Source organism: Nocardia sp. NPDC059691 (assembly GCF_042733915.1).
Classification (GTDB): Bacteria; Actinomycetota; Actinomycetes; order Mycobacteriales; family Mycobacteriaceae; genus Nocardia; species Nocardia sichangensis.
Genome location: NZ_JBHWFB010000016.1, coordinates 14,820 through 38,781, shown reverse-complemented (window position 1 = coordinate 38,781; position 23,962 = coordinate 14,820). Strand labels below are relative to the sequence as shown.

The 23,962-nt window shown below is 67.6% G+C and carries 19 protein-coding genes; 9 read left to right on the top strand and 10 right to left on the bottom strand.

Going from position 1 to position 23,962, the window contains the following annotated elements; translation table 11 throughout:
• Positions 1 to 23: 23 nt before the first annotated feature.
• Positions 24 to 836: an SGNH/GDSL hydrolase family protein gene (locus tag ACFV2O_RS30010; RefSeq protein ID WP_379254816.1), complete on the bottom strand. Its 813-nt coding sequence runs from the start codon at positions 834 to 836 to the stop codon at positions 24 to 26.
• 3 nt (positions 837 to 839) lie between these two features.
• Positions 840 to 1,520, bottom strand: a complete 681-nt coding sequence (locus tag ACFV2O_RS30005; RefSeq protein WP_379254814.1) for a hypothetical protein — start codon at positions 1,518 to 1,520, stop codon at positions 840 to 842.
• 70 nt (positions 1,521 to 1,590) lie between these two features.
• Between ACFV2O_RS30005 and ACFV2O_RS30000 the strand changes: the two genes are divergently transcribed.
• Positions 1,591 to 2,118 carry a MarR family winged helix-turn-helix transcriptional regulator gene (locus tag ACFV2O_RS30000; protein WP_379254812.1) on the top strand — a complete coding sequence of 176 codons (528 nt, stop codon included), beginning with the start codon at positions 1,591 to 1,593 and terminating at the stop codon, positions 2,116 to 2,118.
• 600 nt (positions 2,119 to 2,718) lie between these two features.
• Here ACFV2O_RS30000 and ACFV2O_RS29995 read toward each other — a convergent pair.
• The 3 genes from ACFV2O_RS29995 to ACFV2O_RS29985 form a co-directional block, all read right to left on the bottom strand.
• On the bottom strand, positions 2,719 to 3,624 hold the full coding sequence (locus tag ACFV2O_RS29995) for an aromatic prenyltransferase (protein ID WP_379254811.1): 906 nt from the start codon (positions 3,622 to 3,624) through the stop codon (positions 2,719 to 2,721).
• Positions 3,625 to 3,744: 120 nt separating this feature from the next.
• A complete protein-coding gene (locus tag ACFV2O_RS29990) occupies positions 3,745 to 4,665 on the bottom strand; it encodes a hypothetical protein (RefSeq protein ID WP_379254810.1) in 921 nt (306 codons plus the stop codon).
• On the bottom strand, positions 4,665 to 5,045 hold the full coding sequence (locus ACFV2O_RS29985) for a hypothetical protein (RefSeq protein ID WP_379254808.1): 381 nt from the start codon (positions 5,043 to 5,045) through the stop codon (positions 4,665 to 4,667). Before ACFV2O_RS29985 ends, ACFV2O_RS29990 begins: the two co-directional genes overlap by 1 nt.
• Before the next feature lie 153 nt (positions 5,046 to 5,198).
• Here ACFV2O_RS29985 and ACFV2O_RS29980 point away from each other — a divergent pair, with 153 nt between their 5' ends.
• On the top strand, positions 5,199 to 9,365 hold the full coding sequence (locus ACFV2O_RS29980; RefSeq protein ID WP_379254806.1) for a CHAT domain-containing protein: 4,167 nt from the start codon (positions 5,199 to 5,201) through the stop codon (positions 9,363 to 9,365).
• A gap of 39 nt (positions 9,366 to 9,404) precedes the next feature.
• On the opposite strand, the gene ACFV2O_RS29975 is transcribed toward ACFV2O_RS29980, so the two are convergent.
• Both ACFV2O_RS29975 and ACFV2O_RS29970 read right to left on the bottom strand, forming a co-directional pair.
• Positions 9,405 to 11,198, bottom strand: coding sequence for an NERD domain-containing protein (locus tag ACFV2O_RS29975; RefSeq protein ID WP_379254804.1), 1,794 nt, complete (start codon positions 11,196 to 11,198; stop codon positions 9,405 to 9,407).
• Between the two features lie 151 nt (positions 11,199 to 11,349).
• Positions 11,350 to 12,375 (bottom strand): hypothetical protein, encoded by a 1,026-nt coding sequence (locus tag ACFV2O_RS29970; RefSeq protein ID WP_379254802.1) that lies wholly within the window; start codon positions 12,373 to 12,375, stop codon positions 11,350 to 11,352.
• Between the two features lie 56 nt (positions 12,376 to 12,431).
• On the opposite strand from ACFV2O_RS29970, the gene ACFV2O_RS29965 reads away from it, so the two are divergent.
• Positions 12,432 to 12,875 (top strand): MarR family transcriptional regulator, encoded by a 444-nt coding sequence (locus tag ACFV2O_RS29965; RefSeq protein ID WP_355077323.1) that lies wholly within the window; start codon positions 12,432 to 12,434, stop codon positions 12,873 to 12,875.
• A 40-nt stretch (positions 12,876 to 12,915) separates the two neighbouring features.
• Here ACFV2O_RS29965 and ACFV2O_RS29960 read toward each other — a convergent pair whose 3' ends face one another.
• Complete coding sequence (locus ACFV2O_RS29960; RefSeq protein ID WP_379254800.1) at positions 12,916 to 13,548, bottom strand: TetR/AcrR family transcriptional regulator; 633 nt, start codon at positions 13,546 to 13,548, stop codon at positions 12,916 to 12,918.
• Between the two features lie 71 nt (positions 13,549 to 13,619).
• Between ACFV2O_RS29960 and ACFV2O_RS29955 the strand changes: the two genes are divergently transcribed.
• The 6 genes from ACFV2O_RS29955 (at position 13,620) to ACFV2O_RS29930 (ending at position 21,497) form a co-directional block, all read left to right on the top strand.
• Positions 13,620 to 15,149: a flavin-containing monooxygenase gene (locus tag ACFV2O_RS29955; RefSeq protein WP_379254798.1), complete on the top strand. Its 1,530-nt coding sequence runs from the start codon at positions 13,620 to 13,622 to the stop codon at positions 15,147 to 15,149.
• Complete coding sequence (locus tag ACFV2O_RS29950; protein ID WP_379254796.1) at positions 15,146 to 15,976, top strand: SDR family NAD(P)-dependent oxidoreductase; 831 nt, start codon at positions 15,146 to 15,148, stop codon at positions 15,974 to 15,976. Before ACFV2O_RS29955 ends, ACFV2O_RS29950 begins: the two co-directional genes overlap by 4 nt.
• 21 nt (positions 15,977 to 15,997) lie before the next feature.
• Positions 15,998 to 16,915, top strand: a complete 918-nt coding sequence (locus ACFV2O_RS29945) for an alpha/beta hydrolase (RefSeq protein ID WP_379254794.1) — start codon at positions 15,998 to 16,000, stop codon at positions 16,913 to 16,915.
• A 119-nt stretch (positions 16,916 to 17,034) separates the two neighbouring features.
• Positions 17,035 to 18,828 (top strand): AMP-dependent synthetase/ligase, encoded by a 1,794-nt coding sequence (locus tag ACFV2O_RS29940; protein ID WP_379254792.1) that lies wholly within the window; start codon positions 17,035 to 17,037, stop codon positions 18,826 to 18,828.
• Positions 18,829 to 18,955: 127 nt separating this feature from the next.
• Entirely contained in the window at positions 18,956 to 20,770 is a 1,815-nt protein-coding gene (locus ACFV2O_RS29935) for a molybdopterin-dependent oxidoreductase (RefSeq protein ID WP_379254791.1), read from the top strand.
• 100 nt (positions 20,771 to 20,870) lie between these two features.
• Positions 20,871 to 21,497 carry a Uma2 family endonuclease gene (locus ACFV2O_RS29930; protein ID WP_379254789.1) on the top strand — a complete coding sequence of 209 codons (627 nt, stop codon included), beginning with the start codon at positions 20,871 to 20,873 and terminating at the stop codon, positions 21,495 to 21,497.
• Positions 21,498 to 21,548: 51 nt separating this feature from the next.
• Here the strand turns inward: ACFV2O_RS29930 and ACFV2O_RS29925 are convergent, their stop codons facing one another.
• Positions 21,549 to 23,030: a DHA2 family efflux MFS transporter permease subunit gene (locus ACFV2O_RS29925; RefSeq protein ID WP_379254787.1), complete on the bottom strand. Its 1,482-nt coding sequence runs from the start codon at positions 23,028 to 23,030 to the stop codon at positions 21,549 to 21,551.
• Between the two features lie 12 nt (positions 23,031 to 23,042).
• Positions 23,043 to 23,741, bottom strand: a complete 699-nt coding sequence (locus ACFV2O_RS29920) for a PadR family transcriptional regulator (RefSeq protein WP_355077338.1) — start codon at positions 23,739 to 23,741, stop codon at positions 23,043 to 23,045.
• Between the last annotated feature and the right edge of the window lie 221 nt (positions 23,742 to 23,962).

The window sequence follows — 23,962 nt, the reverse complement described above, 5'->3', positions numbered from 1 at the left end:
ACCCACGGACCCCACCGCACCCCTCACAATTCCGCCAGCGCGGCGACGAACGAGGCTGCTACGGCCTGCTGACCGGCCAACGTGGCGTGCAGGCCGTCATCGAGCAGCAGCGGGTCCTCGCCGTTTGGCAGCGTGTCGTTCTCCACGTCGACGGTCAGGTCGGCCAGGTCGTGCAGCACGGTCGAGGTGTCGGCGATGTCGGCTCGGGTCCAGGTGATGCCGATTCGCTGGAAAGGCTCGAACGCGGCGATGCGGGCCTCGTCCACTGTGGTCGGGGTGAGCCAGATCCACTGCGCCGGTTCGGGGGCGCGGGATCGGAGGATGCGCAAGTTGCGTTCGGTCTCGGCCAGGCCGACCAGACGCTGACCGCCGGGGCCGCCGATGCGCTGGGCGTCGTTTGCGCCGAGCTGGCAGAACACCCAGTCGGGGCGCTGGAAACCCAGAGCGGGAGCGAGCGTCAGCGTCTGCGTTGTGGTCGCCCCCGAGACGGCGAGATTGGTGAGCCGAATGGCATCGTCGGGTCTGCGCAGGTCGAGCAGATAGCGCAGGATTTCGAACCACGACAGCCGGTCGGCGGTCGAACTTTCGCCCAAGGCGACCACGTGCTGTCCGGGTCGAAGCGGCAGCCGATCCGCCGCGGCGGCCACCGCGGCGTCGTCCAGGAGGGCAGCGGCCGCCCAGCGCGCCTGCTCATCGAAATCGGTACAGAGCTTTTCGTATTCGACGGGGGTGAGACCGAACAGCGGTGCGACGCGGTCGGCGCCGAGGCCGGGGAGGTAGGGCAGCGAGCGTTCGGGACGCTGGAATCGGACGAGCTTCTCAATGTGCGGATTCATCGGTCATTCCGTTTCTGCGGCAGATGATTTCGAGACGAGGAAGCCAGCGGCGATCAACCACGCCATGCCGGTGAAACGGGCCAGCGGCAGCAGGACGGCGGCCTCCGTGCGCATCAGCGTTGCCGTGGTAGCCAGTCCGGCGACGGCGATGACGAGGCCGAGCCTGGCCAGCCAGGTACGGAAGGCAGCTACCGGCAACGCGATGCCCGCGATGAGCAACCCGGTCGAGACGACATTGCCTGGGCCGCCCGCGAGGAAGGCCAGCGTGTGCAAAGCGCGCACCAAGTGCGGAGATTCGACGACTTCGGGCACCGTCAGCACCCAGGTCACCACCGCCGACAGCATCAGGAATCCGGTGGCGAGCGCGCCTCCGGCGAGGGCGAGCGCGCCCCGCGTCCGCAGCCGCGCGGTGATGGCGGCGACGAACAGCGCACCGGGGATCGCGGCGGCGAACTGCAACGTCGCTCCCAGCCGGACCGCGTCGCGGTGGTCGGTGAAGTAGAACAGCGCGTCGTCCGGCGCGGCGAACGGGGAAGGAAACACTTCGCCACCGGCCGCGACGGTGCTCGCGGCCAACCCGGCGACGAACAGCGCCGCCGAGGCGGTGGCGAAGACCCCCGGCGACGGGCCCAGCCCGGGTATATCCGGCCGCGGTGGAGTGGAAGCGATTGCGGGAGCGCTCATTACACGAGTCCGTTCTTTAAGGTGAATCATTCACTGTAGTGAACGATTGAGGCGTGTGTACGATAACCCGGTGACAGCAGAAGAGCAAGCGGGTGACAACCCGATTCCGCGACAGGCCCTTACCCGGCAGGTCTCGTTCCTGCTCGCCCAGCTCGGCGCACACGCCACCCAGCGGTTCACCGACCGCATCGCCCCGCTCGGCCTCACTCCCCCCGATATCGGCGTGCTGCGCATGATCGCCATGTCCCCCGGTCGCAGCCAGCGCGCTCTGGCGGAGGAACTCGGCGTGGTTCCCAGCCGCGTCGTCGCCCTACTCGACAACCTCGACCGTAAAGGCCTCGTCGAACGCCGCCGCAGCGCCACCGACCGCCGCAACCACGAACTGCACCCGACCCCGGCGGCCTACCAGCTGATGGGCGAACTTTGGCCGGTGCTCCAGACCCACGAAGCCGACCTCACCGCGGCGTTGTCCCCCGCCGAACGCGATCAATTGGCGTCACTGCTGGCGCGGATCGCCGAGCAACAAGGTCTGGACGTGGGCGTACACCCGGGATACCAGCGCGCGAACTCGCCCACCACCGATCAGACGAAGGGATAGATCGCGACCCGACACCAGGCCGCTTCCAGGTGGAGCAGTTCAGCACACGGCTTCACGCGGGTGGCAGTACCTGGTGAGATCACTGCCCCGTCGCCCCCATACGTGGCCGTGTAGGCCCACGGCGCTGCTCGCCGTACAACATGCGGGTGAAGGTTGTTGTCGGTTGGATAGCGATTCCCACGTCACAGACGGTCCTGGCGTGAACTCCGTAATCGTCACCACGCAGGTGCTGACGCGGCGTCCACTGCCGATATCGCCGTCGCGCCCACCTGCGCGAGTAGAGTCGCCGACCTGACGACGGAACCGATGTCCGCCGCTACACGGCGCACGACACCGATTCGCTTGCGGCACGAGCATGGTGGCGCGCGGCGGACATGTCGTCCGAGGGCGGCGGATCGATCACGTCGCAGCAGCCCTGTCACCCGCCTCAGGCGGACGCCGGTCCACCGATCTCCGGACCGGCAAACTACGCGCCGACGTCATCAGGGCGGCGCGGTTCGAGGCGGCCGCCCAACTCTCCGCTCGACACCACTATCGAAAGGCCGTGTCAGCAGGAGTGGTATTGCTTCAGCTGGCACAGAGAACGCCCGATCGACAGTTCTACGAATCGGACGTCTTCATCCTGTCCAATATCCTGGGCTGCCACTGGTAGAACCAACTGAACTTGTAGGACTCCCCATCGGGCGACGAGGTAGCGGCATAGGTGAATCGACGGTCGGTCGTGCTGATCGGAACTTTGTCGACGAGTTGCTCGAAGCGCGGTTCGATTCGAACCGGGAGCGTTGTCGGGTCCGGTGTTATCACCGGAAAACAGAGGCGCTCGATTCGGCGCGATTCCCAGCTGATGGTGGCGTAGATATCGAATGCTTTCTCGGTGAGTGAGAGAAAGTCATCGCTCGGGTCCGGGAGTCCGGCATCCCGGTGCAGCGACACGATGGCGCGGGGTTCGAAGTAGTCGGCCGACAGGCCGGGGAAGTACACGTTCATCGTCTTGTCGTGGTAGTCGATACCGAGCAAGCCGACTTTGTCCTCCAAGCCGTGACGTGCGAACATGCCGACGTGGTCGGCGAGGCCGGGCGGCATGGACGGTAGTTCGGCGAGCTCCGATACTTTCTGCATGCCATCGGCGGGAAAGAAGGGCCAGATTTTCTTGAAGCCGCCGACTACACCGATGTCGATCCCGTAGCTGTGGATGGGGCACCGTTCCCGGACCTCGTCCAGCAGAGCGCCGACCGGATGATCGGTCTCGGAAATGAGTTCGTTGGAAAGGGCGATGCCATAGGGGTCGATGTCGCTCGGCAGCGTCAAGAAGCGGTAGTCGAGGTCTCCTGAGCGGCGGGCGTCGGTGACCACTCGGAGGGAGATCACGGAACGCGTGAGCATCGCGCCGTACGCGGTCAGAGTGGGCCGGACAGCTTCTCGAGTGCAAGGGACGTTCCATAGCCGCGCGGATTCCTCGATGGCCGCGTAGAGATCTTCCAGCTCGGATTCGGTAGTGGTGAACACGCGTCCTTCCAGAGATCGGTGCTACGAGCAACATCACGGTTGCGCCAATTCCATTCAACCAGAATGCAACTCAGGGCCGGATGCCACGTGTGGGAATGCAGGCACCGCATCCTTCCATGGTCACGCGGTTGACGAACGGAGGTGGCGGGTGAGGGCATGACCCAGATGCGGGCCGAGGGGACCGGTGTGGTCGATGCCGAGCTGGGTGGCGAGGGTGGTGGTGTGCAGGCGTGTGGCGTTTTCCAGCAGGGTGGCGTAGGTATCGGTGGTTGCGCGGATTCGGTGATGAGCGGTCGCGGCGATGACGACGGCGAGAGGTGCGGCGGGCCACCACCAGACGGTCAGAGCAAGGTAGAGAACGGACCAGGCCGCAAGCGTGGTCGCTCGCGAGAGAGCGGTGCGGGCGGTGGTGATCTGCTCGCGCACGGGGTCCGGCAGGACCAGCCACAGCGACGGCCACACGGTCGCCAGGTCGAGATGGTGATCGCGATCGAGTCGAATCGCCGTTGCTTGGATTCGGTCGCCGCTCCAGGTCGGGCGCTCGGGCCGCTCGACCGAAATCCTTGCTCGCGCGCGTGCCGCACGGTGCCTGAGCGCCGGGTCGGGCCGGGACGCCGGATCGGGAGTCAAGGCATTCTGGTATTCACGGAGGTAGTCGGCGTTGGCGCTGTCCCACCGACGCTGACGGCGGGCGAGCGACCACCGAGCGGCGAACCGCACGGGAATCGGCCAAGCCTGCCATTCCGCCGCCAGCACAGCCCGCTCCACAAACGTTCCGATCGATTGTGCGACGAAACCGACCGCCGCGGCGGCTGCGAGAATCGCGGCCAAGACGACGACCTGCCCGCCCGTGCTGGTCACCGCGGGGTTTCTGGCGTAGTCGGTGATATGTCGGGTGAGCAGGCCGATGTCCAACGCATGCGCGTGGCCGAGGGTGAGCGCGGTGGCGGTGACCGCCAGATAGAACGCGCCGGGCAACACGAGAAGCGAAAACCATTTCTCGGCCATCTTTTTGGCGAGTTCACTCCACAACCCGTTCATCAAGAGAGCCGTTCGCGCCGTAATTCCCGTCCGCTGACGGCGCATCGGGGCGGCTCGGCATCGACATCGTCGCGGCCGTCGCAGCGTTCGAGCGGGCAGCGGTAGACGACTTCGATGCTGTGCACGCCGACCGGAACCAGACCGCGGTGGTGTCCATACACACCGCGCGCATCGCCGGCCGCCCGCAGAGCGGTGTGCACCCCATCCAGCGCGGCGGCGATGCCCGCACCGTCCCCCGATCGGACCGAGCTGAGCAGCTTGTGCAGCGGGGTCGAAGTGTCCGTCCCGTCATCGCCGAGAGTGCCGCGGATCTCCTGCAGATGACCGCACAGATACGCCAGCCCGGCGGTGACCCGAGTTGCATCTTGTGACGGCGGCAACCGAACTCCCAGGTGCACAGGTGAATACGATGGGCACTGTCGCCGAGGCCACGATCCGGCGAGCGTGTCGTGTGATCATATCGCCGTAAACCGTTGTGCCAGGGGTGACCGTGTGATCAGCGTGGCTCGATAGGGCAGGGGGATGGATGCGGTATGACGATCAACGCCACCATCATCACGGCCGAAATCAAACTGTGGCAACGCAAGCTGACCACGCTGCCGACCGGCCACCCCACGCGGGTGCTGTGCCTTTTCCGCCTCGGTGACGCTTTTTATCGCCGGTTCAAGGCGACAGGGGCCATCGCCGACCTGGACGAAGCCATCGTCTCCCTCCGGAAAGCCGTGGAGGCCACCCCCGCCGGTCACCCGAACCTCGCCGTCATACTGACCGAACTCGGCGGCGGACTCTGGATCCGTTTCCAGCGGACCGGGATGTCGCCCGACTTGGACGAGGCGATCCGGACAGCTCGACGCGCGGTGGACGCCACGCCACCCGATCGCCCCGTGGCCGGCCTGCTGGGTTTCATCGTTGCAGCCCTGAAGATCCGATTCGAGCGGACGGGCGCGATGGCCGATCTGGACGAGATGGCCCGGACAATGCGGCTGACGATCGCGGCCACGCCCACCGATCACCCCGAGCGAGCCCAAAGGATCAGCGCGCTGAGTCGCGCCCTGCGGCATCAGTTCACGTTGACGACGGCGCTGCCCGATCTGGACGAGGCGATCCAAGTCGGCCGACAGGCGGTGGCCGCGGCGGCCCCGTACCACCCCGAGCGTTCCAGCATTCTGTCCGATCTCGGGATCTCCTTACGGGTGAGGGCCGAGCGGACGGGCGGGCAGGCCGACCTGGAGGAAGCGATCCGAGTAGGTCGGCAGGCGATAGCCGAAACATCGCCCGACCACCCCAAGCGTGCCGACCACATGACCAGCCTCTGCCGGGCTCTGGTGCACCGGTTCGCACGCGCGGGTCTACCGGACGATCTAGATGAGGCGATCGAAATCGGTCGACGAGCGGTAATGGTCACAGCCCCAGAGGATCCCGACCGTGCCGAAAGTATGTCCGTCCTCGGATCAGCGCTACGGCTCCGGTCCGAGCGAACAGGCTCGACAGCCGATCTGGACGAGGCCGTCGTCACCCTGCGGAAGGCCGCGAACGTGGACCTCGTCGACCGAACAGTCCGCCCGGTGTCGCTGTCCGATCTCGGTATCGCCCTTTTGAACCGTTTCGAAAGGACCGGGACCCAGGCCGACCTGGACGAGGCGATTCAGGTCGGCCGACAGGCGGTGGAAACCGGCTTCGGCCGCTTCGACTTCGGCAACATCCTGTCCAGTCAGGGGGTCGCGGTACTGCGGCGGTTCGAGCGAAACGGCGAAATGAGCGATCTGAACGAGGCCGTCATCACCTTCCGGAAAGCCGTGGACGTCACGTCTCCCGATCATCCCGATCTGGCGAGCATACTGACCAATTCCGCCGTCACACTGCTGAAGCGGTTCGAGCGGACCGGCGAACTGCCCGATCTGGACGAGGCGATCGAACTCGGCCGACAGGCGGTGACAGCCCTGCCGGTCGGCCACCCTGACCTGGCCAAAACACTGTCCAATCTCGTCACCTGCCTGGTGAGCCGGTTTCAGCGGACAGGCGAAATGGCCGACTTGGACGAGGCGATCCGGATCGGACGGGAGTCGGTCGATGCCACACCCACCGGCCATCCCGGCTCGGCCGCCACCGGGTCCAATCTCGCGATCTGCCTGGTGAGCCGATTTCACCGCACGGGGCAGACGCCGGACCTCGACGAGGCGATCGTCATTCTCAGGAGAGCCGCGGACGTTCTTGCCCCCGACCATCCCGATCTTGTCACGCTGCTGTCCAATCTAGGTGTCGCATTGTGGAAGCGGTTCGATCGAACCGGAGCCCCGGTCGACCTGGACGAGGCGATATACGCGAACCGACGAGCGGTGGCGACCATACCGGACGACCACCCCCTCCGAGCCCGCCATCTGTCCAATCTAGCCATTCCTTTGCGGATTCGATTCCAGCGAACCGGCGCGATGGCCGATCTGGACGAAGCGATCCGAATGGGTCGGCAATCCGTCGCGGCCACACCCGAAGACCATCCTGACCTTCCCGTCATGTCGACCGAACTCGCGGCCTTCCTGCTGAGCCGGTTCGAGCGGACGGGCATGATCGCCGACGCGGACGAAGCCATAGCCACGCTCCGGAAAGCCGTGGACATCACCCCGGTCGACCACCCCGCACGCGCCGGGATACTGGCCGACCTCGGAGTCGTGCTTTGGAAGCGCTCCGAACGTACGGAAACGGCGGATGACTTGGGCGAGGCGATCCGGATGGGCCGGCTGGCAGTCGCGGCCACGCCCACCGACCACCCCGAACGCGCCGACCGACTGTCGAATCTCGCCGTGCCCCTGACGATTCGGTATGAATTGACGGGCACGACACACGATCTGGACGACGCGATCCGTCTCGCCCGGCAGGCGGTCGCGGCCATCCCGACCGGGCACCCTGGCCACGCCGTCATGCAGGTCAACCTCGCCGAAGCTTTGCGGGCCCGATATTCGCGGACAGGCACGGCGTCTGATCGGGAGGAGGCGACGACCGCCCTGCAGGAGGCTGCGGAACTGGCCACAGCGGCTCCGTCCCTGCGAATCCGGGCTGCTCGCGGCGCCGCCGAGCTCACCGCGACGGCGCAGCCGGGCCGGGCGGCGGAACTGCTGCGGCGGGCGGTCCGCTTGTTGCCCGAAGTCGCGCCACGCGAGTTGGCGCGGTCGGATCAACAACATGCTCTGGGCGAGTACGCCGGAATCGCCTCCGACGCGGCGGCACTGGCGCTGGACGATCCGTCCACACCGCCGGACCAGCGGCCCGTCCTGGCATTGCAGCTGCTGGAGGCGGGGCGGGCGGTGCTGTTGAGCCAAGCGTTGCAAGTGCGCGGCGACATAGCCGACCTCGCAGACCAGCATCCAGATCTGGCCGCCGATTTCGTCCGGCTTCGGAAACTTCTCGACCGAACTCCCGATGCCGCCGCCGCGTCGGACGCGGCAGCCGACCCCATAGCGGACCGGGCGCGCTCGGCGCGGGAGTTGAACGACGTGCTGGCGCGGATCCGGGCGCAGCGCGGATTCGAGTACTTCGCCCTGCCGCCGTCGGCGGCGGAACTCATCGCTCAGGCCGGCCGAGGCCCGGTGGTGGTGTTCAACATCAGCGGCCACCGCAGCGACGCGCTGCTGCTCACCGCCGGCGGAGCGACCTGTCTGCCGCTGCCCGGCCTGCCGCTCGAGACCGTGATCGACCAGGTTCTCGCCTTCCACGAAGCCTTGCGGGCCGCTGGTCACGGCCGCACCGGGCCGGAGCGGCAAACCGCCCAACGACAGCTCAGCCGGATCCTGGAATGGCTGTGGGACAACGCCGCAGGCCCGGTTCTGGACGCCTTGGGCTACCGCGAGCGGTTCCCTGCGGACCGGACCGGCCCGCGGGTGTGGTGGATACCCGGCGGTCTGCTGGGTCTACTGCCCATCCACGCCGCGGGCTATCACACCGCACCACCTGATCCCGCGGGCCGGGCGGTGCTGGACCGGGTTGTCTCCTCCTACACCCCCACCATCGCCGCCCTCCGCCATGCGCGGCGGCGCTCACCGAGCGCCGAGCCGTCTGCACGCAGGCCCGCACTCATCGTCGCGATGCCTACCACCCCCGGCGTAGCGGGGCGCCTGCACCACGTGCCCGAGGAAGTCCGCACGGTCGCCGCCCACCTGTCGTCGTCGATCACGCTCACCGAGCCGGACTCCGGCATCCAGGTCGACCTCGCTGGAGCGGACTCCGCCACAACCCTTCCGACCAAGGCCAATGTCTTGAATCGCCTGGCCGACTGCGCCATCGCGCACTTCGCCTGCCACGGCACCACCGATCCGGCCGACCCATCCCGCAGCCACCTGCTGCTGCACGACCACGACGCGGACCCGCTCACCGTCGCCGAACTCGCCCCGGTCCACCTCGACCACGCGCGTCTGGCCTACCTCTCGGCCTGCGAAACCGCCCTCACCACCAACACCCGGCTCCTCGACGAAGCCATTCACCTTGCCTCGGCGTTCCAACTCGCCGGATACCCACACGTCATCGGCACACTGTGGCCCATCGACGACGAAATCGCCGTGCAGGTGGCCGACGCCTTCTACGCCGCTCTGGTCACCGACCCGGACGTGACCGATGCCGCATACGCGCTGCATCGCGCCATCCAGACTGTGCGCGACGCGCTTCCCGCCACCCCCTCGCTCTGGGCCGCCTACCTTCACGCCGGGGCATGAGAGCCGACCCCGATCGGCCCCGCATGCCCGCCTGCGTCGTCAGCACTTCGGCGTGAGCGGAGTGCACAGAGGCAGCAGGTTCATGCGGGCCGGGGTTTCCGTGACGGGCGGCGGCGGGGGAACCGCCTCGGTCGTGAGCTCAGGAGCTCGGGTCGGTTGCACAGCGCCGCCGGTGGGCGTCGAGCAGGAGGCGGCCAGTATCCATATCGTGCCGATGACCAGCACGATCAGCGCCACCGCGGCGATCTGTTGCGAGCGGTGGCCGCGTGACTTCGATTTCTCGGAGGTGCGACCGGGGATCCGCGCGGACAGGGCGGTTAGCTGCTCGCGAACCGGGACCCGTGGACGGCGCTCGAGCACAGCCGTCGGCGTGGGTCGGCGCAGCGGCTCGGGCGCGGGGGTGGGCGTTGACCACGATGTGGGCCGGCTCGGCGGAGGCGCCTGCACCGGACGTGGGCGCCGAGGCCGGTCGGCGGCGGGCTCGATCCACGACGACCAGTTGTCCGTGAAGGACGACGGTGCGGGCTTCGCCGCGAGTCGGCCTTCGAACCGAGGCGGCTCCGCGTGCTCGGCATCAGTTGTCGGGCCCGACGGCGCGGGATGTGATTCGGGCTCCGGCGCGAGGTATTCCGGCGCGAAGGGATCCGCCTGGGCGGGTTGCGCCTGCGCAGCTACGGCGACAAGTGCCTGCGGGGAATGCGACTCCGACGCGGACGCCTTCTGGCTGCCGCCTGGCACATCCGTGTACTCGAGCGACTGCCGAGCCGTCGACGACGCCCCTTGGGCTCGCTGTGCGCTTTCGGCACTGGGCCGCGTCGACGGCTCGAACGCCGAGCCCTCGCGCTCGTCGAAATACTGGGCGGGGCGCGCCTGCGCGGCCGCGGTTCCCGAGGCGTCGGTCTGCTCCAGCGCAGGCATCGCGGACTGCGACGCGGGCGACTGATCTACCTGCGGGACCTGCTGATAACCCTCATCTGCCTCGTCACCGTTTTCGATGGTTCGGGTCGAGCCGTATTCGCTGAGTCGCGCAGCATCCGGATCGAGGTCGTGCGGCTCGGGCACGGCGGCGACCGGTGGCGCGTCCGAACCAGCCGACACGTCGTCGGTGTCCGTATCCTCGCTGGACGTCCTACCCTCGAGCTCGGGAGCCTTCCGCGTCACGCTCTCCAACGCCGCCAGCGTCCCGGCCCGTAACTTCCGCTCCGCCGGAAAACCATCCGCCACCAGGTCGTCGATGGTGATCTGGTCGCCCAGGTTCAAGTCCGTCAGGAGGGCGTGGGTGCGTTCGGCGGTCCAGATGAGCTTGCGGCTCGCGGTGCGGTGGAACCACGCGCGCAGGTCGGCCTGCCCGGCTCCGAGCACCACCGCGCATCCGCGCCTGCGCGACTCGATGTTGAGCGTGAGGTTCGAATCCTTGGGCGGCACCACGACGATCAGTCCGTCGACGAAGGCCTCGGCATTGTGCTTGCGCACCAGCGTCTTCAAGTTGAAGACGTTGTTCGTCACCTGATCGAACGGGCTGCTGTCGTGGTCGCGCACGTGGATCGGGTCGCCCGCGTAGCCGGACAGCCGCCAGCGGCCGTTGGCCTGTACCGACAGGACACCGCTCGTCGCCTCCGGGACGGTGCCCTTGACCTCCACGACGACCGCCGCCCTGGGGGTGATCACCACCAGATCGGCTTCCTGCGTTTCGTCCTTGCGCTCGCGGTCGGGTAGGTAACACCCCGAGATCGCGAGTCCCACAATGACGTACTGGCCGGTCCAGCTCCGCATCCAGTCGAGCACGCGCTGTTCGGATCGCGGCGCCGTCGTTCGTTCATTGATGACCAACATCGGCGGCCTCCATCGCCGTCCACACCATCGACCACACAACGGTATGCGCCTGGATTTCCGCCACAAAATCGAAAGGCACTGGAGCAGCAGGATATTGGCAGCAGAAGGGCGTACGAAGGACAGCGTGTGGGCAGCGCCACACTCGGGTGCGTCAGACTCCGACCGCTTCTTCGATCTCTTCCTCGGCCGCATGTTCCGTGACGCGGACCGTCTCGGTGCGCGCGGCCGTGCGCAGCCTGCGCTCGTAGCCGCCCGCCACCAGGACCAGTCCCGCACCGGCCGCCAGCCACAGCACCAAGCTCAACACCCGGTTGCCGAATCCCGCACCGCCGTCGAAGTACAACAGGGTGCGCGCGCCCTCGACGAAACCCGCTCCGTTCCAGAACGAATGCAGCGCGCCGAAGAAATCGTTCTGCAGCCACGGCCCGTACACGCCGCCCGATGTCGTGAAGTTGAGCATCACGAACAGCACCATCATCGTCAGCGTGGTCCAGCGCCGTAAGAAAGTGTGCAGCCCGATGCCCACGGCGAGAATCCCAGCCGAATACAGCCACGACATCGCCCAGACGGCGGCGTAGTCGTGGTCGACCACATGGAATACCGGCCCCGCGACGCCGAGCCCGATGACGCTCACCGCCAGCGACGTGACCAGGCCCAGCAGTGCGCGAACGCCCATGCTCAGTCCCGCCCCGGCCGCGCCGATCGCCGCGACGCTGCCGTAGGAGCCGATGCTCAATGCCACCAGCAGGAAGAACAGGCCCTGCGCGGTCGGATCGCCGGTGCTCGGCGGAGCGATATCGGTGACCTCGACCGGCGCGCCCTGCTGGGCGGCGATCCGGTCGAAGACGGCCTCGGCCGCCATTGCCGTGGTGTCGGAACCAGCCTTGGCGACCAGCGCTTCGTGCGATTCCGGCACGTAGGCGCCGGCCAGTGTCCGCTCCCGCAACTGCCGCACCGCCTCCTCCCGACCTGGCAGGGTGACAACCTCCAGCGCGTCTCCGGCCCGGTCCTTCAGCGTCTGAGCCAGCACCTTGACCTGCGGTGCGTCACCCACGATCGCCACCTTCAGGTGGTTCGGCTCGGGCTGGTGGAACGCGCCCAGATATGCCAGTGCCATGCCGAGGCACATCAGCAGTGGGGTGAGCAGATGCGCGGCGACATGCCGTAGCTGGTGCATGAGACGACTCCCCAAAAGGTTGGTAAATACAACTATCTTCGTTGTACTATACAACCATGCGGCAATCTCCGGCATTCCCCACTCGCTCGACCGCGATCCACACCATTCAGCGCGAGCTCACCGCATTCGCCCGCCGAGCCCGTGGCCGAGCCGCCGAACTGCATCCGGAACTGCCGCTGGTCGCGTCGAGCATCCTGGACCTGGTCATCGAACGCGACGGCTGCCTGGCCACCGAACTGGCCGAACACTTCCTGCTGGACAAATCCACGGTGAGCAGGCAGGTGGCGGCGCTGGAACGGCTCGGGTATCTCACCCGGGAGGTCGATCCCGCCAATCGCCGCAACCACATCCTGCGCGCCACCCCCGCCGGGCAGCGGATCGCACGGGAGGCCGAGCAGCGCCGCCGGGAGGCGTTCGCCGAACGGTTCCGCGACTGGGACGACGAGGACCTCGCCGAACTCGCCGGGTACCTGGTCCGCTACAACGCGGCGGACGGCTGATCGGCGCACGGCCGGCGCGGCGGACGCGAGCGAGCCCCGCTCAACCTCGCAGCGCCGCGGCCAGATCCGGGTCCACCGAGAACGCTATGCCGATCAGCGATTCGACCAGCAGGTCGATCAGCTCCGTACGCGAGATCGGCTCGGAACGCAGCCAGGTGAGCGTGGACTCCTCGACGAACGCGATCCAGCCGCGCATCGCGAGCATGAGCCGAGGGTGATCGGCTTCGGCGACCGGAACCGGCGTTTCCGCGAGGATGATCCCGATGATCGCGTCGCGGGTCTGGTCGACCAGTGGGGCCAGGTCGGGGCTGACGCTGGTGGGGCCGCGCAGGAGCGCCAGATAGGAGGTCCGGTTCTCCGTGACGTACTCGATGTAGCGCTCGATCGAGTCGCGCAGCATCTCGAACAGGCCCAGCGAGCGGTCCGGGGCGACGCGCTCGAGCAGTTCGGCGTTGGCGTGGTGCACGATCGCGAGCTGGAAGTCCTGCTTGGTCGGGAAGTAATGGAACAGCAGGCCGCGGGAGATGCCCGCCTCGGCGGCGATCTCGCTGACGGAGATGTCCTCGATGGAACGCTCGCCGAGCATCTTCGCACCCAGAGTGATCAGCTGCTCGCGGCGCTCGTCGGGACTCAGCCGCGTGCGCTTGGGGGCGTCTCTCTGGGTTCTCGTCACGCGCACAATCCTACTGAACGCCAGTCAATACACTGTTGACTCGCGCTCAATAGGACCGTAGGCTCCATTACATGAGTCGCAAGGTTACAGACAAAGCTGTCGCCGGCCGACCCGCGCGCCACGCCAAGACGATCATCATCGGCAGCGGGTTCGCGGGCCTGGGTCTGGCCGTCCGGCTGACCCAGCAGGGTCGCAACGACTTTCTCGTGCTGGAGCGCGGCAGCGACGTCGGCGGCACCTGGCGGGACAACACCTACCCCGGCGCGGCCTGCGACGTGCCTTCGCACCTGTACTCGTACTCGTTCGCGCTGAACCCGAACTGGTCGCGGTCGTTCTCCCGGCAGGGCGAGATCCAGCAGTACATCCAGGACGTGTCGAAGCGTTACGACGTGCGTGACAAGCACATCTTCGACTGCGACGTGACCAGCGCCCGCTGGAACGACGAGACCGCGCTCTGGGAGATCGAGTCGACCCAAGGCAGCTTCACCGCGAACACGGTGGTCTCCGCGGTCGGCGCGCTGTGCGAGCCCGCGCTGCCGGACATCAAAGGCATCGGCGAGTTCGAAGGCGAGATCTTCCACTCCGCCCGCTGGAACCACGACGCCGACCTCACCGGCAAGCGGGTCGCCATCATCGGCACCGGCGCCTCGGCGATCCAGATCGTGCCTGCCATCGCCCCGAAGGTCGGCCATCTGGACGTATACCAGCGCACGGCGCCGTGGCTGCTGCCGCGCCTGGACCGCCCGTACACGAAGGCCGAGCGACTGGCCTTCAAGCACGTGCCGGGTCTGCAGCGACTATCCCGCGCGGCCATCTACGCCGCGCGCGAGACCCAGGTGGTCGGCCTGGCCAAGGTGCCCGCCCTGATGCAGTTGTTCGAGGCGATCGCGAAGGCCAAACTCCGCTACGAGATCCGCGATCCGCAGTTGCGCGCCAAGGTCACGCCGAATTTCCGGATCGGCTGCAAGCGCATGCTGATCTCCAACGACTACTACCCCGCGCTGTCGCGCCCCAACGTCGACGTGGTCACCGACGGCATCGCCGAGGTGCGCGCGAACTCGATCGTCACCGAGGACGGCACCGAGCGCGAGATCGACGCGTTGATCGTGGCGACCGGCTTCCACGTCACCGACTCCCCCACTTACAACACCATCGCGGGCCGCGACGGTCGCACTTTGGCGGAGGTATTCGACGAGATCGGCCAGCAGGGCTACAAGGGCTCGGCGATCGCCAATTACCCCAATCTGTTCTTCCTGCTCGGCCCGAACGTCGGCCTCGGGCACACCTCGATGGTGTACATGATCGAATCTCAGATCAATTACATCGCCGACGCACTGGCTACCATCGACCGCCTCGACCTGCGTACCGTGGAGGTGCGCCGCGACGTGCAGGATGCCTACAACGCCGACCTGCAGGCGAAGCTGGCGGGCAGCGTCTGGCTGACCGGCGGGTGCTCGAGCTGGTACCTGGACAAGCACGGCAACAACACCACGCTGTGGCCGGACTTCACTTTCGAATTCCGTAGGCTGACCAAGACATTCGACGTGGCGGCGTACGACATCTCCATTTCCCGGGCCGACCTGAAAGCAGTGGCATCGTGAGCAGTGACGCTTACTTCGAGAACAAGGTATGTGTGATCACCGGAGCGGGTTCCGGGATCGGCCGTGCGCTGGCGGTGAATCTGGCCCGGCGCGGCGCCAAACTGGCACTGTCGGACATCGACGTCGACGGTTTGAACGAGACCGTACGCCGCTGCGAACAGCTCGGCGCCGAGGTCAAGTCCGACCGGCTGAACGTGGTCGAACGCGAAGCGGTGATCCTCTACGCCGACGCGGTGAAAGCGCACTTCGGCACGGTGCACCAGATCTACAACAACGCGGGCATCGCCCACCACGGCGAGGTCATCCGCTCGGAGTACAAGGACTTCGAACGCGTGATGGACGTCGATTTCTGGGGCGTCGTCAACGGCACCAAGGCGTTCCTGCCGATGGTCATCGAGTCCGGTGACGGCCACGTCGTCAATGTGTCCAGCCTCTTCGGCCTGATCGCGATTCCCGGGCAGAGCGCCTACAACGCGGCGAAGTTCGCGGTGCGCGGCTTCACCGAGTCGCTGCGCCAGGAGATGCTGGTCGCGCGGCACCCGGTCAAGGTCACCTGCGTGCACCCCGGCGGCATCAAGACCGCGGTCGCGCGCAACGCCACCTACGCCGAGGGCATCGACGCCAAGTCGGCCGCGACGATGTTCGACCGGAAGCTGGCCATCCACACCCCGGAGATGGCGGCGCAGACCATCGTCGAGGGCGTGCGCAAGGGGCACGGCCGCGTGCTGATCGGCTGGGAGGCCAAACTGCTGGATCTGTTCGTCCGGGTCACCGCGTCGGGCTACCAGCGGATCGCGGCCAACGTCGAACGCCGCTTCCTGCCCTGACCCGGATTCGAGGAACGACGAATGCGGGACATCGACCTGCCACTGCCCCTCGCGCGGGCGATACTGAATCCGATCTTCCGGGTCACGCTGAACAAGCGATTGCCGTTCACGGTGCAGCGCAGGCTGCTCGACGTGACTTCGCGGGCGCAGTTGCTGCCCGCGGGCGCTGTCGTGCGGCCCGTGCGCCTGGGCGGCAGGCCCGCCGAGCGGATCGATTTCGCGGACAGCTCCGAGCACGGTGCCGTGCTCTATCTCCACGGAGGCGGATACGCGGTCGGCTCGGTCGCGACACATCGCTCGCTGGCGGCCCGGCTGGCACGAGACATCGGTTGCGCGGTCTACGTGCTGGACTACCGGCTCGCGCCGGAGCACCCCTTCCCCGCGGCACTGGACGACGCCGAGGCGGCGTTTTTGGAGCTGGTGGCGACCTCGGGACTGCGGCCGGACCAGATCGCCGTCTCCGGTGACTCCGCGGGCGGCGGTCTGTCGCTCGCGCTGGCTCAGCGACTGATCGCCCGGCACGGGCAGACCCCGGCCGCGCTCGGTCTGATCGCGCCGTGGGCGGACCCGAACGAGATCCCGGAGCGGGAACGCGATCTGGTTATCAACAGGCCCTGGTCACGCGCCTGCGCCGCCGCTTACCTGGGCGACAGCGATTCCGCCGACCCGGCTTACGCACCCCTGACCGGCGAACTGCGCGGCCTGCCGCCGACCTACGTGCAGGTGGACGTCAGCGAACTGCTGCACCGGCAGTGCATCGCGCTGGTCGCCGCGCTGCGCGAGGCGGGGGTACACGTGCGCTTCACCGAGAGCAAGGGCTTGTGGCACGTCGCTCAATTGCAGGCCGCGCTGGCGGCGCCCGCAGCGGCCGCGCTGTGCGAACTCGCCGAGTTCCTGCGCGAAGCGATTCAACCGGCGGACCTGCGCGAACTAGGATGAAATTCGAGCGGGTCCCCAGCCTGCGGTGATGTACGGAGGCGATTGGCGGTGGTCGACCTCACGGGCCCGGCGCAGGTGTCGTAGATTACTGGCGAGTAAACCCACGTGGAAGGGCACTGATGCGAGAGTTCGAAGTCCCGGCTTCTTACACCATTCCGGATGACGCGAACAATTCCGACAACGTCTTCCGCCACGCCGAGCAGTCGCCGAATACGGTGCTGTTCAACGTGCCTAACGGCAGTGGCGGCTGGCGGGACGTCACCGCCGCCGAGTTCGCGAAAACCGTTACCGGGGTGGCGAAAGGCCTGATCGCTTCGGGTCTCGAACTCGGCGATCGCGTCGCCATCATGGCCCCCACCCGCTACGAGTGGGCCGTCCTCGACTTCGCCATCTGGGCCGCGGGCGGCTGCACCGTCGCGATCTACGACAGCTCCGCCGCCGAGCAGGCCAAGTGGATCCTGCAGGACTCGGCCACCAAGCTGCTGGTCGTGGACAGCGACAAGCACCGGAAGGTGATCGACGAGATCGAAACCGGGGCGCTGCCCGAGCTGCGGGAGATCCTGCAGATCGACAAGGGCGCGGTGGACGAGTTGCTCGGCCGCGGCGCCGACCTGGACGACCAGGCCGTGCACGAGCGCCGCGCACAGGTCGGCGCGCAGTCGCCCGCCACTCTGATCTACACCTCGGGCACCACGGGCCGCCCGAAGGGCGTCATGCTGACCCACGCGAACCTGTACGCGGAGTCCAAGTCCGACCGGATCGCGCTGAACAAGTACGTCACCGAGGGCAAGAAGACCCTCATGTTCCTGCCGCTGGCGCACGTCTTCGCCCGCGCCGTGGCGCTGGCCGCGTTCGACGCGAAGGTGGTCGTCGCGCACACCGCCGACTGGTCCACCCTGGTCGAGCAGTTCGGCAGCTACCAGCCGCACTTCATCCTCTCGGTGCCCCGGGTGTTCGAGAAGGTGTTCAACAGCGCCAAGCAGAAGGCGCACGACGGCGGCAAGGGCAAGATCTTCGACGCCGCCGCCGATACCGCGATCGCGTGGAGCGAGGCGCTCGACAACGGCGGACCGGGCCTGGCGCTGAAGCTGAAGCACGCGCTGTTCGACAAGCTGGTGTACGCCAAGCTGCGCGCCGCGCTCGGCGGCCAGTGCGAGGCCGCCGTTTCCGGCGGCGGGCCGCTCGGCGCGCGACTGGGCCACTTCTTCCGCGGCGTCGGCGTCACCATCTACGAGGGCTACGGCCTCACCGAGACCACCGCGGCCATCGCGGTCAACACCCCGGAGCACATCCGGGTCGGCTCGGTCGGGCGGCCGATCGAGGGCCACGCCGCCAAGATCGCCGAGGACGGCGAGCTGCTGCTGCGCGGCTCGGTCGTGTTCAGCGGCTACTGGGGCAACGCGGAGGCCACCGACGACGCGTTCGAGGACGGCTGGTTCAAGACCGGTGACCTCGGCGCCATCGACGGGGACGGCTTCATCACCATCACCGGCCGCAAGAAGGAGATCATCGTCACCGCCGGTGGCAAGAACGTCTCCCCCGCGCTGCTGGAGGACTCGCTGCGGGCGCACCCGCTGATCAGCCAGGTGATGGTGGTCGGTGACGGCCAGCCCTTCATCGGCGCGCTGATCACGCTGGACCCGGAGTCGCTGCCCGGCTGGAAGGAACGCAACAGCCTGCCCGCCGACACCCCCATCGAGAAGCTGATCGAGAACCCGGACCTGCTCGCCGAGGTGAACGCGGCGGTGGCCGAGACGAACAAGAAGGTGTCGAAAGCCGAGCAGATCAAGAAGATCCGCCTGCTGACCATCGACTGGACCCAGGAAACCGGCGAACTCACCCCGAAGATGTCGCTCAAGCGCGCCGTCGTGATGAAGCAGCACGCCGACGACGTGGCGAACATCTACAACTGAACCGATCGCGGAAAGGCGCTGTCCGTTCGCGGGCAGCGCCTTTCGCGTGTCCGGGTCCGTCCGCGACGATCCGTGCGCTGTCGCGGATGCCGGACCGAGCCGGTCGACCGGCAGTAGTCTCGATGCCATGGCCGATCTGCGACTGCGTGTGGTGGCCGGGATCGTCTCGGCGGGCCTCACGCTGGGTGTCGCCGAATCGCTCGCGGCCTTCCTCGGCCCCGACAGCGCGCCGCTGCACCTTCTCGGTTCGGCCGTGGTCGACCACACGCCCGACGGTGTGCGGGAATGGGCCATCACCACCTTCGGCACCAACGACAAGGCCGCGCTGTACCTGATCATGAGCGTGATCGCCGTCCTGGTCGCCGGCGTGGCCGGAGCGATCGAGCGGACCACCCGTGCCGCCGGGTCGTGGTTGTTCGTCGTGTTCGGAGTGATCACCGCTTGGGTGGCGGTAGCGCGCACCGGTCTCACCGCCGCGTTGCCGACCGTCGTCGGCGTCGCCGTCGGCATCTACTCGCTGCGAGCGCTGACCCGTCGCATCGACGCGGCGGTCGACAAGTCGTCCGGTACGAGGCACGCGGGAACGGCATCGTCGACCGACCCTGCTCGAACCGTGGCCGAAGGTTCGGCTTCCGCCGACCGAGATCACTCAGAGCACGCCGATGTCGCCGACGGGCAGAACCGGGCGATCACCGACGTGGACTCCGGCGCGGACTCGCGTCCGGACACGTCGGTGCACCGGCCAGGCACCGAACGCCCTGGTGCGGGCGAGAACCTCGCCGCCGCGGACGAACCGGGACGGGTCGAGGCCAGACCGGCGGGTGAGGTCTCGCCCGCATCGGCCGCCGGCGCTTCGGAGCTCAGCTCGGCGGCTCCGGAGCGCAGGCAAGTCTTGCGGGGACTACTGGTGGCCGGTGGGCTGGCCGCGGTGACCGGAATCGGCGGACGGGTGCTCGGCGCCCGCCGCAGCGACGTTTCCGGCGAGCGAGCCGCCGTGCAGTTGCCGGAGCCGTCGGCACCCGCCGAGCCGGTCGCGCCCGGCGTGGACCTTCGTGTCCCCGGACTGACGCCGTACCTGACCGCGAACGACGATTTCTACCGGATCGACACCGCGCTGATCGTGCCGCAAGTGTCCAAGGACGGCTGGTCGCTGCGGATCCACGGCATGGTCGACCGCGAGATCCGGCTCACCTGGGCGGATCTGGCGCTTCGCCCGGTGGAGGAACACCTGGTCACGCTGGCCTGCGTGTCCAATCCGGTGGGCGGCGACCTGATCGGCAACGCGCGCTGGCTCGGTTACCGCGTGGATCAGCTGCTCGCCGAGGCGGGACCGCACCCCGACGCGGACATGGTCCTCTCGCACAGCGCCGACGGCTGGACCGCGGGCACGCCGCTGGCGGTGCTCACCGACGGACGCGACGCGCTGCTCGCGGTCGGCATGAACGGCGAACCGCTGCCGGTGCGGCACGGGTATCCAGCCCGGCTGGTCGTGCCCGGTCTCTACGGCTACGTCTCGGCCACCAAATGGGTGACCGAACTGGAAGTCACCCGCTTCGACCGCGCCACCGCGTACTGGACCCGCCGCGGCTGGTCGGCACTCGGCCCGATCAAGACCGGCATCCGCATCGACACTCCCCGTGCTCGCGGCCGCCTCCAGCCGGGCCGCATCCCCATCGCCGGAGTCGCGTGGGCACAACATCGCGGCATCCGCGCCGTGGAAGTGCAAGTCGACAACGGCCCCTGGCAGCAGGCCCGCCTCTCCGAAGAGCAGTCCATCGACACCTGGCGCCAGTGGGTATTCGACTGGGACGCCACCTCCGGCCCGCACACCCTCCGCGCCCGCGCCACCGACGGCGCCGGCGAAACCCAAACAGCCGAACGCCGCGACGTCATCCCCGACGGCGCCACCGGCTATCCCTCGGTCACAGTCAGCGTGGGTTGACGCGCACCGCGGATGGTCTCGTAATGGCAGGCAGTGAACTCGTGTCGACGGGATAGGATCGGGCGAGTCCGGTAGTCGTCGGCCGTTCGAGGAGGGGGCCATGTCCGAGATTTTGGATTGGGCGCGAGAAGAGAACTTGCAGCCGGCGCCGATCACGTTGGAGATCTGGAAAAAGCTTCCCGAAGATTTCTGCCGCTTGGTGGAGGTGGTGAACGGGGAGGCCGTTCGGGCGGAGTCGCCTACCAGGCCGCATCAGAAGTCCGCCCGCAGAATAGCGGACTTTGTCGAGACCGCTGCCGAAGCTCACGTTGGTCGATACCGTAGCGGCTGCTTGGACGTCGATATGGATTTCGATGTGCTGCTGTGGGAGCTGCCGCGGGTGACGATTCGGCGGCCCGACATCGCACTGTTCGAATGCGCCCCGCCCGAACTTCGGCCGTTGCCCGCTTCCATGGTCAAACTGGTGGTAGAAGTCGTCTCACCGGGCACCGAGCGTGTAGACACGGCCGACAAGCTCGCGGAGTATGCGTTGGCCGGGATCCCGTGGTACTGGATCGTCTGGGTTTCCGGCAATTGCGTCGATTCGATCGAGGTCTATGTACTCGACCATGTACTGGGCCAGTACCGACTACATGTGAAGCTGCCGCCGACCGATTCCCAGACCGTGATCGATGTGCCGATCGAGATCACCATCGACTGGACCAAGCTCGGCGTGCTGGCGCGCTGACGAACATGCCCCGCAGAAGGACTTCTTCTGCGGGGCATGGTATTTCGGCGGTCAGCTCGCTACGGCGTCGGCCTCGACCCGTTCTTTCTCGAGCCGCGGCGGGGCCGACTCGCCGTGGCGGATGAACAGTACCGAGGCGGCGACGCCGATCAGCAGGACAGCCGCGGGGAGCAGCGCGGACTGGCCGAGCGCGGTGCTGAAGGCATCCTTGACGAACTCCGGGAGCGGGCCCCGGCCCGCGCCTCCTTCGGCAACCGGGCCGCCGCCCAGGCCGTTCGCCGTCATCCTGGCCGCCACCAGCGCGCTGATCGCCGCGCTGCCGAGCACCGAGCCCACCTGGCGGGTGGTGTTGTAGACACCGGCGCCCGCGCCGGCCAGCTGGACCGGCAAATTGTGCGTGGCGGTGGACGCCAGCGGCGCCCAGATGCAGGCGTTGGCGAAACCGGCCAGCGCCGCGGCCACCAGGAACCAGACCAGCGACGAGTCCGGCTTCATCAGCGCCGCGAAGCAGAACACCGACAGCGCGAACAAGCCGAAGCCGATGGTGGGCACGATCCGCGGGTGCAGCTTGTCGGCGAACTTGCCGACCAGCGGGGCGGAGAAACCGGTCACGATCGCCATGGGCGCGAAGACCAGCGCGGACTTGGTCGGCGACAGCTCCCGCACGGCCTGCAGGTAGAAGTACGTCGGCACCATCAGGGAGGTCACCGCCGCACCCATCGCGGCGATCGCGGCGTTGGACAGCGCGAAGTTGCGATCGCGGAACAGGCTCAGCGGCAGCAACGGCTCGCCCTTGTTCCTGGCCTGGTTGACCAGGAACACCGCGAGCACCACCAAGCCAGCGCCGATCAGCAGCCAGATGCGCAACGACCAGTCGTAGGTGTTGCCCTCCTGGATGCCGAACACCAGCAGGAACATGCCGACGCCGCTGAGCAGCACACCGGGGATGTCGAACTTGTGCTCGTGCGTCGGCAGCGCGGGCACCAGCCAGACGGCCAACGCGAAGGCGACGACGCCGACCGGGACGTTCACGATGAAGATCCACTCCCAGCCGAGACCGTCCACCAGCACACCGCCGAGGATCGGGCCCACCAGCGTCGCCAGGCCCGCGACGCCACCCCACAGGCCCATGGCGGCGCCGCGCCGGTCGGGCGGGAATGTCCTGGTGATCACGGCCATGGTCTGCGGCGTCATCAGCGCGGCGCCGATGCCCTGGGCGGCGCGTGCCGCGATCAGCATGCCGATGGTGCCGGACAGACCGCACCACAGCGACGCGGCGGTGAACACCGCCAAGCCGATCAGATAGATGTTCTTGGGGCCGAATCGATCACCCAGCCGTCCGGTGACCAGCAGCGGCACCGCGTAGGTGAGCAGGTAGGCGCTGGTCACCCAGATCACCTGGGAGATGTCGGCGTGCAAGCTGGTCATGATCGCGGGATTGGCGACCGCCACGATCGTCATGTCCAGCAGGATCATGAAGAAGCCGACGACCAGCGCGACCAGCGCCAGCCACGGATTGCGTTGTGTGGACATCTGTTTCGTTTCCTAACTCGGATGATCCGAAAATCTCGGGTCGGCGGCCGCCACAGCGCCGGGCGGCACCGGCAGCGACACCGGGGTGTCGGCGGCCGGTTCGGCCGCGGAGCGTTCGCCGGTCACGGGGTCGAAGTCCTCCCACTCGAGTGCGCCGCCGGCCAATTCGGCGGTGAACTCCTTGACCCAGGTGAGTTCGGCGGCGAGGATCGCCCGCAGATACGGCAGGGAGATCCAGTAGCGGCGGGGAACGACGTGCTCCTCGGCCCAGGCGATCAGCATGTCGGCATCGGCCAGTTCGGTCTCCAGCACGCCGATTCGTTCGCGCAGCAGCGTGAGCGCCTCCGTCTTCGGCAGATTGTGCAACTCGCCCAGCGCCACCGGGAAGATCGGATACTCCGGAACGGGTCGCCGCACGATCTCGGCGATCCGGTTGCGCAACGCCTCCCTGCCGCGCCCGGTGATCCGGTAGGTGGTGCGTTCGGGCCGGTTGCCCGCCCGGTCGACGCCCTCGGCGTGCACCAATTCTTGGTCGGCCAGGCGGGACACGGTGTGGTACAGCGAGCCCGGCCGCACCTTGACCAGCTTGTCCTCCCGCCGCGCGATCAGCGTCTGGAACATCTCGTACGGATGCATGGGCCGCTCCTCCAGCAGTGCGAGCACGGCGATGGCCAACGGCGTCACCGACGGATGCGCCTGCCCTTGCCCCATGCTTGTTCACCTCCGTCACTCGGTCGTCTCGGCCTTCGGCCGCCGACGCTGCGAGCCTGCCGCCGCCCGGCACGCTATCGCCCGGTCCCGACATGCTCCACGCTAAATATTCCACGTGGAATATACGGCGCGGAACAGCCTGCGAACAAGACGCTGCGACCCGTGATGACCCCCACAATTCACAGCCTCGCGTATCGCGTTCCCGATGTCCCGGCTCGTAC

Bases quoted from the DNA above. Each gene is read 5' to 3' on its own strand.
- ACFV2O_RS30010 (WP_379254816.1), bottom strand. From the start codon at position 836: ATGAATCCGCACATTGAGAAGCTCGTCCGATTCCAGCGTCCCGAACGC.
- ACFV2O_RS30005 (WP_379254814.1), bottom strand. From the start codon at position 1,520: ATGAGCGCTCCCGCAATCGCTTCCACTCCACCGCGGCCGGATATACCC.
- ACFV2O_RS29990 (WP_379254810.1), bottom strand. From the start codon at position 4,665: ATGAACGGGTTGTGGAGTGAACTCGCCAAAAAGATGGCCGAGAAATGG.
- ACFV2O_RS29980 (WP_379254806.1), top strand. From the start codon at position 5,199: ATGACGATCAACGCCACCATCATCACGGCCGAAATCAAACTGTGGCAA.
- ACFV2O_RS29975 (WP_379254804.1), bottom strand. From the start codon at position 11,198: ATGTTGGTCATCAATGAACGAACGACGGCGCCGCGATCCGAACAGCGC.
- ACFV2O_RS29970 (WP_379254802.1), bottom strand. From the start codon at position 12,375: ATGCACCAGCTACGGCATGTCGCCGCGCATCTGCTCACCCCACTGCTG.
- ACFV2O_RS29965 (WP_355077323.1), top strand. From the start codon at position 12,432: ATGCGGCAATCTCCGGCATTCCCCACTCGCTCGACCGCGATCCACACC.
- ACFV2O_RS29955 (WP_379254798.1), top strand. From the start codon at position 13,620: ATGAGTCGCAAGGTTACAGACAAAGCTGTCGCCGGCCGACCCGCGCGC.
- ACFV2O_RS29945 (WP_379254794.1), top strand. From the start codon at position 15,998: ATGCGGGACATCGACCTGCCACTGCCCCTCGCGCGGGCGATACTGAAT.
- ACFV2O_RS29940 (WP_379254792.1), top strand. From the start codon at position 17,035: ATGCGAGAGTTCGAAGTCCCGGCTTCTTACACCATTCCGGATGACGCG.
- ACFV2O_RS29935 (WP_379254791.1), top strand. From the start codon at position 18,956: ATGGCCGATCTGCGACTGCGTGTGGTGGCCGGGATCGTCTCGGCGGGC.
- ACFV2O_RS29930 (WP_379254789.1), top strand. From the start codon at position 20,871: ATGTCCGAGATTTTGGATTGGGCGCGAGAAGAGAACTTGCAGCCGGCG.
- ACFV2O_RS29925 (WP_379254787.1), bottom strand. From the start codon at position 23,030: ATGTCCACACAACGCAATCCGTGGCTGGCGCTGGTCGCGCTGGTCGTC.
- ACFV2O_RS29920 (WP_355077338.1), bottom strand. From the start codon at position 23,741: ATGGGGCAAGGGCAGGCGCATCCGTCGGTGACGCCGTTGGCCATCGCC.